Here is a 15,171-nt window from a genome sequence, read left to right as displayed (position 1 = left end):
CAACGCACCACGGGCGACCTAGGGCTATTGGATGTCTTTTGCCCCCACACTCTCTAACCACCAGAAGCCGGCTTCAGCCAAGGCCGCGGCGTGGGCCATCGTTCTGCGGTTGTCGCTGGTGGGCTGTCTCGCCTTCGGCAATCCAGCCGTGGCGCAGGAAATCGTGGCCGACACGCCCGGCGACGTGGTCCAGGCGCTCGCCGAGCCTGTAGGCGTTGCGGCGGAGATCATCCCGCCCTGCGAAGCGGATGACGCCGAGGCCTGCGCCGCGCTCGGGTACCGGTTGCTCGAAGGCGATGGCGTGCCGAAGGATGAGGCCCGGGCGGCCGGAATCTTCGCGCAGGCTTGTCATTTCGGGAGCATGCGGGGGTGCACCATGGCCGGATATGCCTATGACCAAGGGCAGGGCGTGACGGCAGCGCCCGAGCGCGCGGCCTCCTATTATGCCTTTGCCTGTTATGGCGGGGAGGGGACTGCCTGCTCCAATCTCGGGCTTGCCTATGTGAACGGGCGCGGCGTTGCCGAGGACCCGGTCCGCGCCACCGCGCTGTTCAGGGAAGCGTGCGACAAGGGCGCGAGCGGGGGGTGCGCCAATCTGGGGGCATCCTATTCGCTGGGCCGGGGCGTGCGGCGCGACCAGCGGCAGGCGGCGCGGCTGTTCCGGCAGGCGTGCGACAGCGACGATGAGCATGCCTGCTACAATCTCGGCGTGCTGTACCGTGACGGCCTGGGCGTCTCGCGCGACTACAAGCGCGCCGTTGCCTTGTTCGAGCAATCCTGCGCCGCGCAGGATGGCAGCGCGTGCGGGAATCTCGGCCTGATGGTGGATGACGGGCGGGGCACGGCCCCGGACCGCCAGCGCTCGCTGGAGCTGTTCGACAAGGCGTGTGGCCTTGGCGAGGCCGAGAGCTGCTTCTCGCTGGGCCGGGCGTATCAGACCGGGAATGGCCGCGAGCGCGACGATGCCCGCGCTATCGTGCTGCTGGAGCGGACGCTGTCGCTCGACCCGGGGACGCCGTCCGCCGCTGGCGCCGCAAAGGCGCTGGAGATGGCGCGGGCGGCCATCGCTGCTCCGGAAAAGGCGGGGCCGTGACGGCCGGTTGACCGTGGGGATGACGATGATCGGCCGGGGGGCGGCGACACTCGACTTTCCGAACGCCGTCCCAAAAGCGGTCTTCCGGATCGTGCGCGACCTCCACGCCCGCTCCGAAGACTAGCCGTCTGCCGCGAAAACCCCGTAATGCTCGCGCCATGCGGCCACTTCGTCCTGCAGATGCGCGGGGGCAGCTTCTCCCGAGAGGACGAGTTGGGCGACGTCGTTATCGGGATGCATCAGCATCTTCTTCGACCCGTCGCTGAACCAGACGGGGATCAGCTGATCGCACAGGCTGTCGAGGATCGTCGCGGCCATGCCATTGTCTATCGCGTCGCTGCCGGCGAGCACACGGACGTTGATCGAGACGCCTTCGAAGCAGTTGCGCGGCGCCTGTTCGAAATTGAGCGATACGAGCACCCCTGACCGGTCGGGCCGGGCTCCGTCGGGCATGGCCGATACCCTTCGCCAGGCGCAGAACCAGGTCCGGCAGATATGCGGGCGCACGGCGTGGATAGTGCACCCATGCGGACCGAGGTGCGTGCAGGGCGTTCCCGCCGGTTTTTTGAAATCGGGCGTATCCACGGTGAGGACGGTGCAGCATGCCACGCAATCGCCGCAGGCGCGATCGGCGAGGACCGGCCCCAGCAAATTGGTTTCCAAGTCTGTCCCGGTGCGCATCGGCGCAGGGGGTGCCTCGGCCCCGGCGGGATTACAAGAGTCGGGAGCGGAATGGACCGGGTGCGGCCCATGGCCGCACAAGGGCGCGGGGTTCGTCGCCGCTTCCGGCAAGCCGTTCCGTCACCCGGCGGCCGACGCCGCCGGCAATGCCAATGATAAAGACCTTCATTTCAACGCTCCTTACTGGGTGGGGCGCTAGCGACGGGAGGAACGGCGGGCCACTTCGAGACTGCCACAGGCGGCGTCACGAAGCGCCCGAGTTCCCGCGTCCCGGCCTCGATCTAGCACCGCGAGCCGTCGGCGGCTTCGATGAACAGGGCGACTTCGTCGGGGTGCGACATCATCACGGCGTGGCTGCTCCGGATTTCCGCGATCGTCGCGCCGCTGCGCCTTGCCATGCTGCGCTGGGCCGTCGGCGGCACCATATGGTCCTCGGTTGCGACCAGATAGTAGCTGGGTTCAGGCGACCGCCACGGGAGCGAGCGCCAGGGCAGTACGGTCCGCGAGATCGTTGATGGCGGAAGCGTAGGTCTGGAAATGCGGTGTCGCGCGGTGCGCGGCGACCGCATCCTGGTCCGCATAGAGCTCGTCGAGGACGAACCGATCGGGATCGGCCTGGTCCTGCCAGAGATCGTAGCGCAGATTGCCCGGCTCCTCGCGGCTCGGGGCGAGCATGTCTTCCAACAGGCTGCGGAGTTCTCCGCTTTTTCCCGGGCGTGCGACCAGGATGGCGATGATTTTCACCGGGATTTTCACGGGGACTTTCACGGGATTGGACATGGTGCTGTTCCTTGTTCGGTTGATGGCGCCGGCGGGGCGCGGACGAAGCGCACCGCCGGTCATGCGCGTGCTCACAGGATTGCGTGGTCGCGGTCGAGCGCCTCGATCAGGCTCGCCGCGAGCAGGTGGTCCGAGCCGGGGTTCTGACCAGTGATCAACTCGCGATCGACGACCAGATTGGGGGCGAAGTCGACCGGGTTGGTCGTCACGTCTCCGCCGGCCAGCCGCAATGCCCTGGGCATGTCGAAGTAGAGCTTGCCACCGAGCAGGCTTTGCTCGGCCGCGGCCTCCTCGCTGGCCGAGAAAACCGTCATGCGATAGCCTGCATAGGCCCATCCCCGTGCCAGGTCCGCGGCCTTCGCCTCGTCGCCCGAGACCAGAGCGGCGCGGAACTCGCGGGCAGCCGGCAGGGCTGCGACGATGGCGACCGGGCCATGGCAGAGCAGAGCGGTCGGCTTCGCGGCCGCATGGAAGTGGCGCAGGATGATGCCCGTCTCGGCATCCTGCATCAGGTCCACGACCGGCGCGTGGCCGCCGGGCACGAACAGGCCGGCATAGGCATCCAGCCCGGTGTCGATCACGGCGCGCAAGGTGCGCACCTGGTTCATCGAAGGATGATCGGCGTAGAAGCGCCGGGCGCGCGCATAGGCGCCTTCGTCTCCGTCGAAATGCCGAACATTGTCCGATGCCTCGTCGATATGCGGCTTCGTCCCGTCGGGGGTGGCGAGCACGACTGCGTAGCCGGCGTCGATCAGCGCCATCGCGGGCACCACGGTTTCGTTGAGATACTGGCCGATTTTGGCGGAGCCGCCGCCCTGCAGGTCGATCCGGGTCGCGTTGAAACCGATCACGAGCACATTTGCCTTGGTCATTCGAGCCTCCGTCGTTTGCCTGTCCGCTGGGGACGAATGCAACATGGGCTCAGGGAAGTTATTCGAGAACTTTATTTCCTTGATTTCAGTTATACTTCAGACAGTATATGTCATGCGCTACGATCTGAACCTGTTGCCGATCTTCGTCGCCCTGATGGAGGAGCGCAGCGTCACGCGCGCGGCAGAGCGGGTCGGCATGACTCAGCCGGCGCTGTCCAACGCGCTCGCGCGCCTGCGCACCATGCTGCAGGACCAGCTGTTCGTTCGCGAGCGCTACGGCATCCAGCCGACGCCGATCGCGCTGGAGCTTGCCCCGATGATCGCCGAAGCCCTGGCGAAGCTCGACGATGCGGTGCTTGGCCAGCAGGACTTCGATCCGGCCAAAGCCGAGCGGCTGTTGACGATCGCGCCGAACGGTTATGTCGAGTTCGTGCTGGTGCCGGCGATCGTCGCACGGCTCCAGCAGGTAGCACCCGGCATCAAGCTCAGCCTTACGCCCTATGGCAATGATCTGGTGGAGACCGGCGTCATCTCCGGCCTCACGGCCCTGGTGCTGGGCCGCATCGTCGATCCGCCCGACAATCTGGTCGTGCAGCATCTGATGGACGAAGGGTTGGCCTGCGTGGTGCGGGCGGATCACCCGGATATCGGCGACACTATCAGTCGCGATCAGTTCGAGCGCTTGAAGCACGTCAATGTCGTGCCACCCGGTCGCATGCGCGCCGGGTTGTTTCAGGCGCTGGCGCAGCAGCACGTCAGGCGCGAGGTAGCGGTGTCCGTCACCAATTTCTTCGCGGTTGCCGAGATGGTCGCCGTCACGGACCATATCGCGACGCTGCCCAACCTGATCTGCCGCCGGCTCACCCATGATCCGCGGCTGAAGGTATTGCCGGCCCCGATCGACCTCGGGACCTTTCCGGTCGAGATGGCCTGGCACGTGCGTTACCGCCACGATCCTGCCCATCGCTGGCTGAGGTCTCTGATTGGCGATGTAGCGGCGACGCTGACCGCATCGAGCTGATATCGCGGCTCTCCGCCGGGCATGGCTTCTGCCCTCATCGCCTCTATGGGACAGGGGTGGCGAGGTGGGAGCGAGTGATGAGCAATCCGAAGGCATGGGATGGGGAAGCGGTGCGTAAATGGCTGGAGCGCCGGTTGGCCGCAGCGAAGCTGGATCAGGCGGCGGCGGACAGGCGCGGCTATGAGGCGCAGGACGATTATGACAAGGCCGCCGCGGAGGAATGGGTGTGCCGGGCCCTTCAGGCCGCGGATTGCGCGGGCGAGCAGGCCGTGTTCGCCAGGCGGCTCAAGGACCTGATCGGCCAGGAAGACTATCCGGCGACGGGGATCTATGACGATATCCGGTTCGAGCGGCATGTTCGCGGTCAGCTCAGGAAGCTGGCCAGGATGACCAAAGCGAATGAGGGGTTCGAGAAAACGCTGCGCTATCAGTGAACGCGGCGCGGCGGTCTCGTGGAAAAGTTGCCGGCACCTTTCCGGAACGCATCAGCCCGACCGCTGCCGGTCGACCGATCGCGCATCGGCTTTCGGTGGCGCTCCGAAGGTGCGTCGGTAGGCGTGGCCGAAGGCGCTCTGCGACGTGTAACCGATGCTGCGGGCGATGCCGGCGACGCTTGAATCACCGCGCGCCAGCGCCGCGCGGGCGCGCGTGAGACGCCATGTCCGCAGATAGGCGAGGGGTGGTTGCCCGACCCGGCGAGCGAATTCGGCGGAAAAGGCGGCGCGCGACATGCCGGCCACGGCAGCGAGCCGGGCGACCGTCCATGGCTGCGCGATATCCTGATGGATGGCCCGTAGCGCCCGGCCGAGCCGGGGATCGGAGAGCGCGCCGAGCCAGCCCGTTTCGGCCGGGCCGGCCTGCTCCGTATAAGCGCGGATCGCCTCGACCAGCAGGACGTCGGCGAGCCGGGCGCTCACGATCGCGCTGCCGATCCTGTCCCGTCCGATCTCATCGTTCATGAGCGCGAGGATCGTCGCGACCGCGCCGGATGCGGGCGACGACCGGGGAACGACCATGAAATCCGGCAGCATATCGAGCAGGAAATCGCCGCTGTCGGCCGCGAAGGTGACCGTCCCGCCGATCCCGATGACATCGTCGCCCCCGCCGAGGCGCGCGACATCGGCGTTCTCCGCATAAAAGGCCCGGCCGTCGATCGGCCTTTCCTCGGGGTGGCTGGCCACAGTGTAGGCCGTCGGCCCGAGCAGGCACACATCGCCTTCGTCCAGGCGCTGCGGCGCCCGCCCCGGCAGCAACATCCACTGGCTGCCGCGCATAAGCGCCACGAACTTGAGACGGTCGATGGCGGGGAAGGCGAGGGCCCACCGGCCCGCCGCCTCGAGACGGGTGCGCCGCGTCACCCGCGCGCCGAGCACCGCGAGGATGTCGGACAGCGGGTCGAGCGGTGCTTTGGACGATCGCGACAAATCCATGGATGAAGGAGCATAGATCATCTCGCCATTGATGCCCACTTCCATCGCAGAGGAGATGACGATGGGTATCGAAGGCAAGGTGATCGCCATCACGGGCGCGAGCAGCGGGATCGGCCGCGCGACCGCGAAGTTGCTGGCCGGGCGCGGTGCGCTGGTCGTGCTCGGTGCTCGCACCGAAAGCGCGCTTGCGGTGGTGGCGGACGAGATCATCGCCCGTGGGGGCAAGGCCATGTTCCGGGCGACCGACGTCCGGCGCCGAAGCGATATCGAGGCGCTCGTCGCGCTCGCGGTCGAGCAGGGCGGGCGGCTCGACGTCATCGTCAACAATGCCGGGATCGGGCCGATCTCGCGCTTCGATGCGCTGCGGGTCGACGACTGGGATGCGATGATCGACGTGAATTTGCGCGGCACGCTGTACGGCATCGCCGCGGCCCTGCCGGTGTTCGCGCGACAGGGCAGCGGGCATGTGGTCAACGTCATCTCGACGGCTGGCCTCAAGATGGTGCCGACGATGGGGGTCTATGCCGCCACCAAGAATGCAGTGCGCACGGCGACCGAGGTGCTGCGGCAGGAGGCGGGGCCGAACCTGCGCGTGACCGAGGTCTCCCCCGGGATGATCACGACGAATTTCGGCGACGGCATCACCGACCAGCCGACGAAGCGGATGATCGAGGAGCAGCTTGGGGAGATCGGGATCGCGCCGGAGGCGATCGCGCGCGGCATCCTTTTCGCGATCGAGCAGCCGCCCGAAGTGGAGGTCGGCAGCATCGTCATCCGCCCGACTGCTCAGGGGTGAACGGCGAACGTCGCTCCTTGGTTCACAACCGGTAGATGAGCTGGTCGATCTCCAGCAGGGCCGACCCGGGCTCAGGCACTGAAAAGCGAAGCGACAGGCGCCATTCGGCTTGGGTCCGATCGGGATCGGCGCTTGCCAGCCAGTCGTTCAGCGTCGCCGCGATGGTGCCGGCCGTGTTTCCGTCGAGAACCATCTCGTTTACCAGCGCTACCGGCATCTCGCTCATCAGCGGATCGGGTCCGGGCACCAGGGCATAGGCGTAGGACAGGGAAATCCTCGTGCTGAGGTTCGCCGGCCGGCCAGCGGGCGGCAGCAGCGTATCGAACGCGGTCTGGAGCGCTGCCGCGACGGTTTCACCCTGCAGCAGCAGCGGATCGGTACGGACGATTACGGGGGCCACGATTCCGGCGGCTGCGGCGACGCCGGTGTGGAAGACGAACGCGTCGGCCGTGGCCGGGCCGTCCGGGCCGAGCAGATCGCGGTTGCGCACCGCCGCGAGCGTGGCGCGGGCGTTCTGCGCGCTGACGTTGGGCACGGGCCAAGTCAGGGCGATGTTGGGCGAGGCGGCGACCGGCACCGAAACGCCGTCTGGCGGGAAATAGCTGCGGCGCTGGCCGTCCGGGGCTGCGCCGGGCAGTGGGCTCCATTGCCCATCCGCGGCCTCTACGGCGACGTCGGGCCAGTCGACCGCGCCGCCGGTCGCACCGGGGAGCCGGGTGAGCGTATAGGCGGCGAGGTCACGCGGCGCATCGGCCGTGTAACTGATCCTGGCCGAGAGGGGACAGGACGAGCGTGCACGCCAGTCGTCGCCGCCCGGGCCGGCGCCGCCGCCGGCGTTGCGAACGCCCCACAGGCTGGCGATATCGGTCGCAAGCCCGGCAAAGGTCGCGACTGCGGCCTGCGTCTTGCCGATGTCCTGGGCTGGCCCCGGGGCGACCAGGCCGGCAAGCAGCGTGTCGAGCTCGTCGGCGACCTGGACATATTGGGCGAGGGCGGTGAACAGGTCTCCGCTCGCCGTTGCACCGACCGTGCGTCGCGGTGCCGCCGAGTCCAGATTGAATTCCGCTGTGACCAAGACCTCGTCCTGCGCGGCATGGCTGTGCGCGTAAACGATGCCGAACAGCCAGCGGGCGGCGCCCGCCAGCGTCGCGGCGCTGGCCGGATCGGCCAGGGCGGTCTGCGAGACGAGGTTGGGTGTTTCGGGGGCGGTGGTGAGCGGCAGCGGGACGTCGATCGCAGCGACCTTCGCGCTGAGGGCGGACGGGAGGGTGCTGCCAGCCAGCACGGGCATCATCGCCAGTCGGTCGGCCTCGCCGGCGCTGCGCTGAAGCTCAAGACCGGAGACCCCGTAATCCGGGATGAAAGCGAGGTGGGACCGCTCGCCGGGATCGTCCGCCGAGAGCAGCAGGGTGAGGAACGACGCCTTTTCGGCCAGAGGAAGCGGACCTGCCGCCAGCCGCCAAGCCGCCATGGGGTCATGCTCCCCGGCCGGTGATGGCGTGAAAGCGGCGTCGCCCAGCAAGGCCGCGGTTTCGTCGGGATGAGGATTTTGGGTCCAGCCGCTGTCGACCGCGGCGTCGAACTGGACGATTGCCCTGGTCGCCCAGGCCGAGGCCGGCGACAGGTCGGCGGATTGGGCCATCGTCCGCTGCGCCGCGGCGAGCCCGGCCGCGAGCCGGGGATCAGTGACGGCGCGGGGATCGGTCTGCCCGGCGTCGGGGACCGTGAAGATGGCGGCAAGATCAGCCGGGATGGCGGCCTGAAGAACTGCTGCGGCGCGGGTGAGGGCCTCGGCCTGCGGCTTCAGTTCCGGCACCGCGTCGATTGCTGCCGCCATGGCCGGGCTCAGCAGCCGGTCGAAGGCGCCGAGGAAGCGGACCGCCCAAATCTCGACATCGACGGCGTGAAAGGCAAGGCCGACGGCCTGACCGGGGTCGAGGCGACCGTCGACCAGCGGCGCGATCGGGACTCCGCGCGTGATCCGTTCGTGGTAGAGCGGCGCCCGCCCGATCATGCGTGGGATCGGCTTGGCGGCGAAGCTGGCGCCGGGGGACAAAGCGACCGACTTGATGCCGGCGGCCCCGAAATCGACGGCCCAGAGCTCGCTCGCCTGGTCGTCAGCGGTCGCCACGGCGAAGCGCAGATCGGGCAGCGCGGTCACCAGCGCCTGCCCGAAGGCGTCGAGCGTCAGCGCGTCGTGCAGGAGCGGGGGAACCGTGCCGCAGGCCGTTGGGGTAGCGCGCGTTACGACGAGCTCGACCGCGAGGGGGAAGGCCGGGCCCGGATATGGACCGCTGGCGGCGATCGGGCGCGACAGGATTATGTCGGCCGGCGGAAGCAGCGCGCGGGCGCCGGCTGCGAAGAGCGGGACGTCGCCATTGGCGGCGATCAGGTGCGCGATCGTCACGGGCTCGCCGCCGCCATCGCGGGACAGCGCGTTGAAGCGGCCGACCAGGGCATTGAGCGAGTCCCGGGCGAGCACCGTCACGGCCGGCGCGCCGGGCTCGGGCGCGGCGAGCATCGTTCCCGCGATCAGCAAGCCGGTCATGCCGGCATTGGCCGCGGCAAAGGCGGCGGCCGGGACGCCGTATAGCGCCGGAATGTCGGCCGGTGCGGTGGCGGCGGCGAACAGGACCGGCGGTGCGACGAGCAGGCCGCCCGGGGCGAGCCGGCCGGGCATGTCGAAGGCGGCGGCGACATCGGCCATGACGGCGTCAGGCGCGGTTTGCCGAACGGCGGACAGCACCGCCGCGAAGCTGAACAGGCCGGCAGTGTGAACCGGCACCTGAGTGCCGCCGACGCTCACGGTGAAGCTGATGTCCTGCGCCACGGTGCCGGGCAGATCGGCGTTGCGCGCGGCGAGGTCAGTTGTCTTGTCCGGGGCGTCAGACAGATCGAAGCCGGCGGCCACGCCTGACAGGGTGTCGTCGGCACGCAAGGTGTAAGGCACCGCAACCGCGTTCCAATCGGCCAGCGCGACCGCGCCCGGGATGGCCAGACCAGTGTCGGGGATCACTTCGAGCGCGGCGTTCGCGGCCAGGATCTCGGCGGTGGTGCAAAGGTGTCGCCTGGCGAAATCGGCGAGCGTTTCTCCGGTCGCCGGGACAATCGCGGGCGCGATGCCGGTGCCGAACGCACCGAGCCAGAGCAGCGTGCCGGGCTCGAAGAGGTCGGGCGTGGCGAGGTTGGCGGCGATCAGATCGGCGCTGGCTGCCCCGCCCGGATTGTCGGCGAGTGTCGCCGTTCCCGTCACGACATAATGCGCGCTGTGCGCGGTGGCGCCGGCGATCAGCAGGCCGGGGGCGTCGGCATTGACCTGGCCGAGCTCATAGGCCGTGATCGCAACGCCGAGATCGGCGAAACCGCGCACTGCATCTGCAAAGGTCTCGATGATATAGGAACTTTGCGGCATCGGCCGCGCGCCAACGACGACCGTGGCATTGCCGATCGTGAAGGTGAAGCCGGCAGACAGGATCGCATTCGTGCTGCTGTCGGCGGCAAGCCAGCCCGGATGCGTCGCGGCGGCCGTCGCCACTGTGGCCAGGGTGAGCGCATCTTCGGGCAGGATCACCGGGCGTGGCGGGCAGGCGAGGACTGCGCCGAGTCGTAGCGGCAGGGCGGCATTTTCGGGGGCGTTCAGAATCTCTGCCGCCGTAGGGGCTGGCGAGCCAGCACGCGGCGCCCCGGCGATGCTTGCCGCGCTGTCGCCTTTTGTGGCTGCGACATAAGCGGGGACGGTCAGCCCGACCGTTTCACCGAAAATCGCCGACAACGGCACTGCGGCGTTGGCAGCGGCGAGCGCTTCGAGACTGATGCCATATTCAGCGACGATCGCGCCGAGCGCCGCCGATGCCGGGGCCACCGCCGTAAACAGGGCGGCGCTTGCCCCGGCCAGGTGTCCGCCACCCGCGAGAGTTAGGAGGCCTTCGACGCCCTGCGGGTGCGGCGCCGGACCGGTCTGCAGCGAGGTCTCGATCGTGACGGCCAGCCCGGGCTGGGCATAGTGATCGTAGATGGCGGCATAACGATCGCGCTGGCGCTCGGCGGCCGCGACCAGTGCGTCGCCGCGCTGGTCCGGACCGGGCATCAGCGCCTCAGCGGCAAGGGTGACGCCGAGCGTGACCGTGCTTTTCGCGGCGATGATCACATAATGGCTGGCGACCGACGGCCAATGGGTCGGATCGGTGAGTGGATCGCTCTGGCGGGCTGGTTCGGAAGGCGTGTCGCTCGCTCCACCGGGGGCGATGAGATCAGGCGTCGCCGAGAAGGAGCCAAGGCGGGAGAGCGGCAGCACCATCTGACAATTCCAGTTTTTCGGAGATTCGCCCCGAGCCGTACACGGGTTATGTGCGCGTGGATATTTCCCGCCAGCCCAATGCGGGGCCCCGGAACGGGTTCATGGCTGCGTCGGTTCTGTCCGGTGGCGATCGGCATCCAAGCGGTGAGCCGATCGCAGGAGGCCCATGGCGATGACGAACAATTTGGCTCAGACGGCTGTGCCCGAGACGGCATGACGGAGATCGCATCGATATTCGATGGGCTGGCCTCGATGGAGGCGAAGCTGGTCGACGCGTTGCCCGACGCGCCGGGCTGGCAGTTCGAACCCAAATGGGACGGGTTTCGCGGACTGATGCTGCGGGACGGCGATCGGGTCACGATCAAGTCCAAATCCGGCAAGCCGCTCGACCGGTATTTCCCGGAGCTGGTCGCGCTGCTCGCCGGGATCGCCGACACCAGCTTCATCCTCGATGGCGAGATCGTGTTGCCGCAGGGGGATGTGCTGTCGTTCGATGCGCTGCAGGCGCGGCTTCATCCGGCCGCGAGCCGCATTGCGCGGCTGGCGCAGGAGACGCCGGCGCAGATCATCCTGTTCGATTGCCTCTGGATCGGCGGGCGAGATCTGGGCGGAGAATCACTGGCGGTGCGGCGCACGGCGCTGGAGCGGTTCCATGGGCTTCATGGGAGCGCTGCGCTGCGCCTGTCGCCGATCAGCCTCGAGTTGAGCGCCGCACGGGACTGGCTCGCCCATAGCGGCGGGGCGCTGGACGGCGTGATCGCCAAGCGGCGCGACGAACCCTATCAGCCAGGCGTTCGGGCGATGCTCAAGGTCAAGCAGCGGCGTACCGCCGATTGCGTGGTCGCGGGCTTTCGGCACGCGTCGGACAGCGACGCGATCGGATCGCTGCTGCTCGGGCTGTATGACGATGTGGGCAAGCTCAACCATGTCGGCTTCATTTCGGGGTTCGATGCGGCCGCACGCGCCGAACTCACTGCGAAGCTCGCGCCGTATCTGGGCGGATCCGGTTTCACCGGCAAGGCGCCGGGCGGCCCGAGCCGATGGAGCAATGCCCGGTCGGCCGAATGGGTCCCGCTAAAGCCAGAGCTCGTCGTCGAAGTGCTCTACGATCAGGTGACCGGCGACCGTTTCCGGCACGGGACGCGATTCCTGCGCTGGCGTCCGGACAAGGCGCCGGCGCAATGCACGTTCGATCAGCTCCTGCATGCATTGCGGCCAGCCGAGATCGAGACGCTTGCCTCGACCAGTCTCCGCCAGGCGACTAAGCACGTCCCGCGATAAGGGGCCCGCGACTCCAGGACCGGCACTTCGCAGCGTGCCCATGGCGCTGCCCGCGGATCGACGCAATCGGGGGCGGGGCGGGCGTGCCCGGCTAGGTGCCGGTGTTCCAGTGAGGGGGCCAGGATCGCAACGCAGATCACGCCAAGGAGACCCATCGTCGCCAACAAGGCTCGCATACGCATCGTCGACTCCCGGGAGGGACCGGCATGTCGGCGCCGGTGTTCGGTGGTGGGAGATGTCGGTGGGGGCGCCTGTCGGCCCGTAACGAGGGCCGACAGGAACCCCCGCCGCTAGAAGATGTAGCGCACGCCGGCGGTGAGGCGGGTCGAGCGGTAGGTGGTGCCCAGGACGGAATCGAGCGTGCCGGTGGTCAGGTTGAAGCGTTCCACCTGATGCGACCCGACCTTGAAATAGCGCACGTCACCGGTCAGCTCGATACGGTCGGTCAGGCGGACGGAAGCGCCGCCGATCGCCTGATAGGCGAGACGACCGGACTCGTTGGTCGAGATCGAGATGGCCGGGCCCGCGGCGGCGACGTTGTACTGGACGTCATAGTCGATCGCCGCGAGGCCGAAGCCGACGCCGGCCGTGAAGCGCAGGCGATCGAAGAAGCGTGGCGTGTCGTAGGCGACGTTGAGCATGCCGGCCGTCACTGACTTGCGGCCGCGCACCAAATCGCGCGGTACCCCGTTCAGCACCAGATCGGTGATGTCGTTCTTGCTGCCCGAAAGCTCGGCCTCGGCGCGGAAGCGGCCATAGCTGGTTTCGGCAACGATCACGCCGATCGCCGCGCCGCCGATCACACCGTCCTTGGTCGGCGTCCGGATGTCGCGCGGTGCGCCGCCGACCGTGGCGCCGCTGAACACCTGTCCCCGGCCGAGATTGTCGCCCACGAACACGCTGAGATAGATGTCGCCGCTGCCTGCGCCGGGGCCTGAGGTTTCCTGTGCCTGAGCCTGGGCTCCGCACAGGAGCAGCGTCGTGGCGAGCAGGCAGGCTGAGAATTTTTTCATGATTAGGTCCCTCTATGCGCTTCAGTGGCGAACCATCCGGTTCGTCGCTGGCGATCTAGGGAGCGCGGATTTCAGCAATATGTGCCGATGGTTACGACTGTCGCAAAGGGACTACAGGTGAGGCAGATCTTCGCCTGCGGACGGCTGCTGCTGACAAGTCCGACAAATAGGATAGAGGAAAGTCGAGCGTCGGCCGAACCCGCGGTGGGATCGGAGCGGGACCGCCTGCCCGGAGTGAAGCCGTGAATCCCTCCAGTATCGAACGGGCCGGCGCCTTTATCGCGGTCGATTGGGGGACCACCAACCGCCGCGTCTTCCTGATCGAGCAGGGCAAGGTCACGCGGACCGAGCGCGACGGCCGGGGCGTGACCTCAGTGCAGGACTTTCCCGGCGCCGTCGCCGAGCTGCGCGCGGATTTCGGGGACCTGCCGGTGCTGCTCGCCGGAATGGTCGGATCGAATATCGGATGGGTGCCGGCGCCCTATGTGCCGGCCCCGGCGGGTATTGCCGAACTCGCGGCGGGCCTGCTGCGCATCGATGCGCGCACCGCGATCGTCCCCGGCGTATCAGTGCGCGACCCGGCCGATGTTATGCGGGGCGAGGAAGTCCAGCTGCTCGGCGCGGTCGAGGCGGGGCTGGTGCCGCGCGACGCGCTGCTCGTCCAGCCCGGCACGCATTGCAAATGGGTCGAGATGGTGGATGGCCGGATCGCCGGCTTCACCACCGCGATGACGGGCGAGCTGTTCGCGCTGTTGCGCACGCACGGCCTGCTGGCGGCGCAGCTGGGGGGCGAGGTCACCGCCGGCGCTGCTTTCCTCGCCGGCGTCGACGAAGGCCGCAAGCGCGACCTTGCCGCGTCGCTGTTCGGCATCCGCGCCGCGAAGCTGCTCGGCCAGCGCGACGACCGTGACGCCGCCTCCTTCGCCAGCGGCTTGCTGATCGGTGGCGACGCGGCGGCACGGCTGGCGCAGTCGGACCACGACACGGTCCATATCCTCGCCGACCCAATGCTCGGCGGCCTTTATGTCGCGGCGATCCGCCACCTGGATCGTGCGGCGCAGCTCGTCGACAGCCATACGGCCTTCGCGGCCGGGATCATCGCCATCGGAAACCCGTCATGACTCATCTCGACACCTTCGACGCCGCTTTTGCCCAATGCCCGCTGGTGGCGATCCTTCGCGGTGTCGCCCCGCAGGAGATCGACGCCATCGGCGATGCGCTGGTCGATGCGGGCTTCACGCTGATCGAAGTGCCGCTGAACTCGCCCGATCCGCTCGACAGCGTCGCCCGACTGGCCAGGCGCTTTGCCGGGCGCGCCGTGATCGGCGCGGGCACCGTGTTGCGGGTGGAAGATGTCGCCGCGGTCGAGGCGGCTGGGGGCACGATGATCATCTCGCCCAACGCCAATCTCAAGGTGATCGCCGCGAGTGCGGCGAAAGGGCTGGTCTCGCTGCCCGGCATCGCGACGCCGAGCGAAGCCTTTGCCGCGCTCGACGCCGGCGCCACCGCGCTCAAGCTGTTCCCCGCCGAGGGATCGAGCCCGCAGGTCCTGAAGGCGATGCGCGCGGTATTGCCGAAGGAGGTGAGGGTGCTTCCGGTCGGCGGCATCGCCCCCGACACCATGGCGCCGTGGATCGCGGCCGGCGCCGGCGGCTTCGGGCTGGGATCGGCGCTCTACAAGCCCGGCATGTCGGCCGAACAGGTCGGCATCAACGCGCGGGCCTTCGTCGCCGCGCTCAGGTGAGCGGACATGATCCCTACATTCTCGCGATGCGCCCGGGTGGCTAGAGCGGGATGACTTTAGCTAGACCCGTTCGTTTCGAGCGAAGTCGAGAAACATTGGTGGAGGGCTGCTTGGCGGTTTCTCGACTTCGCTCGAAACGAACGGAGAGGGAAGCCGATTCCAC

The 15,171-nt window shown here is 68.2% G+C and carries 14 protein-coding genes; 7 read left to right on the top strand and 7 right to left on the bottom strand.

Annotated elements, in window-relative coordinates:
* Window positions 1-31 precede the first annotated feature (31 nt).
* Window positions 32-1,093 (top strand): tetratricopeptide repeat protein, encoded by a 1,062-nt coding sequence (locus U1769_RS20710; RefSeq protein ID WP_332719902.1) that lies wholly within the window; start codon window positions 32-34, stop codon window positions 1,091-1,093.
* Between the two features lie 120 nt (window positions 1,094-1,213).
* Here the strand turns inward: U1769_RS20710 and U1769_RS20705 are convergent, their stop codons facing one another.
* The 4 genes from U1769_RS20705 to U1769_RS20690 all read right to left on the bottom strand — a co-directional run bounded on the left by U1769_RS20705 (window position 1,214) and on the right by U1769_RS20690 (window position 3,426).
* Window positions 1,214-1,774 (bottom strand): YkgJ family cysteine cluster protein, encoded by a 561-nt coding sequence (locus U1769_RS20705; protein WP_332719900.1) that lies wholly within the window; start codon window positions 1,772-1,774, stop codon window positions 1,214-1,216.
* Between the two features lie 281 nt (window positions 1,775-2,055).
* The gene (locus U1769_RS20700) at window positions 2,056-2,343 is read right to left on the bottom strand and encodes an alpha/beta hydrolase (protein WP_332719898.1); all 288 of its coding nucleotides are present in this window, start codon (window positions 2,341-2,343) and stop codon (window positions 2,056-2,058) included.
* The gene (locus U1769_RS20695) at window positions 2,234-2,617 is read right to left on the bottom strand and encodes a putative quinol monooxygenase (RefSeq protein ID WP_332719896.1); all 384 of its coding nucleotides are present in this window, start codon (window positions 2,615-2,617) and stop codon (window positions 2,234-2,236) included. The genes U1769_RS20700 and U1769_RS20695 overlap by 110 nt, the downstream gene beginning before the upstream one ends.
* An 8-nt stretch (window positions 2,618-2,625) precedes the next feature.
* Window positions 2,626-3,426, bottom strand: coding sequence for a DJ-1/PfpI family protein (locus U1769_RS20690; RefSeq protein ID WP_332719894.1), 801 nt, complete (start codon window positions 3,424-3,426; stop codon window positions 2,626-2,628).
* A gap of 112 nt (window positions 3,427-3,538) precedes the next feature.
* Here U1769_RS20690 and U1769_RS20685 point away from each other — a divergent pair, with 112 nt between their 5' ends.
* Window positions 3,539-4,447, top strand: a complete 909-nt coding sequence (locus U1769_RS20685; protein WP_332719892.1) for a LysR family transcriptional regulator — start codon at window positions 3,539-3,541, stop codon at window positions 4,445-4,447.
* A 77-nt stretch (window positions 4,448-4,524) separates the two neighbouring features.
* Window positions 4,525-4,881 carry a hypothetical protein gene (locus U1769_RS20680; RefSeq protein ID WP_332719890.1) on the top strand — a complete coding sequence of 119 codons (357 nt, stop codon included), beginning with the start codon at window positions 4,525-4,527 and terminating at the stop codon, window positions 4,879-4,881.
* Window positions 4,882-4,932: 51 nt separating this feature from the next.
* Here U1769_RS20680 and U1769_RS20675 read toward each other — a convergent pair whose 3' ends face one another.
* Window positions 4,933-5,922 carry an AraC family transcriptional regulator gene (locus U1769_RS20675; protein ID WP_332719888.1) on the bottom strand — a complete coding sequence of 330 codons (990 nt, stop codon included), beginning with the start codon at window positions 5,920-5,922 and terminating at the stop codon, window positions 4,933-4,935.
* Here U1769_RS20675 and U1769_RS20670 point away from each other — a divergent pair.
* Window positions 5,909-6,673 (top strand): SDR family oxidoreductase, encoded by a 765-nt coding sequence (locus U1769_RS20670; RefSeq protein ID WP_332719886.1) that lies wholly within the window; start codon window positions 5,909-5,911, stop codon window positions 6,671-6,673. The two genes, U1769_RS20675 and U1769_RS20670, sit on opposite strands and share 14 nt — an antisense overlap.
* A 22-nt stretch (window positions 6,674-6,695) precedes the next feature.
* Here the strand turns inward: U1769_RS20670 and U1769_RS20665 are convergent, their stop codons facing one another.
* A complete protein-coding gene (locus U1769_RS20665) occupies window positions 6,696-10,970 on the bottom strand; it encodes a hypothetical protein (RefSeq protein ID WP_332719884.1) in 4,275 nt (1,424 codons plus the stop codon).
* A gap of 213 nt (window positions 10,971-11,183) precedes the next feature.
* On the opposite strand from U1769_RS20665, the gene U1769_RS20660 reads away from it, so the two are divergent.
* A complete protein-coding gene (locus U1769_RS20660; protein WP_332719882.1) occupies window positions 11,184-12,251 on the top strand; it encodes an ATP-dependent DNA ligase in 1,068 nt (355 codons plus the stop codon).
* Between the two features lie 290 nt (window positions 12,252-12,541).
* Here the strand turns inward: U1769_RS20660 and U1769_RS20655 are convergent, their stop codons facing one another.
* Entirely contained in the window at window positions 12,542-13,264 is a 723-nt protein-coding gene (locus tag U1769_RS20655; protein WP_332719880.1) for an outer membrane protein, read from the bottom strand.
* Window positions 13,265-13,506: 242 nt separating this feature from the next.
* Here U1769_RS20655 and U1769_RS20650 point away from each other — a divergent pair, with 242 nt between their 5' ends.
* Both U1769_RS20650 and U1769_RS20645 read left to right on the top strand, forming a co-directional pair.
* Window positions 13,507-14,385, top strand: coding sequence for a 2-dehydro-3-deoxygalactonokinase (locus U1769_RS20650; RefSeq protein ID WP_332719878.1), 879 nt, complete (start codon window positions 13,507-13,509; stop codon window positions 14,383-14,385).
* Window positions 14,382-15,008 (top strand): 2-dehydro-3-deoxy-6-phosphogalactonate aldolase, encoded by a 627-nt coding sequence (locus U1769_RS20645; RefSeq protein ID WP_332719876.1) that lies wholly within the window; start codon window positions 14,382-14,384, stop codon window positions 15,006-15,008. The genes U1769_RS20650 and U1769_RS20645 overlap by 4 nt, the downstream gene beginning before the upstream one ends.
* Window positions 15,009-15,171: the final 163 nt, after the last annotated feature.

Origin of the sequence: Parasphingomonas zepuensis, from assembly GCF_036663735.1 — a bacterium.
In the GTDB taxonomy this organism is placed as follows: domain Bacteria; phylum Pseudomonadota; class Alphaproteobacteria; order Sphingomonadales; family Sphingomonadaceae; genus Sphingomonas.
The sequence above is the reverse complement of the archived record's forward strand: the minus strand, read 5'-3'. Positions and strand labels throughout refer to the sequence as shown.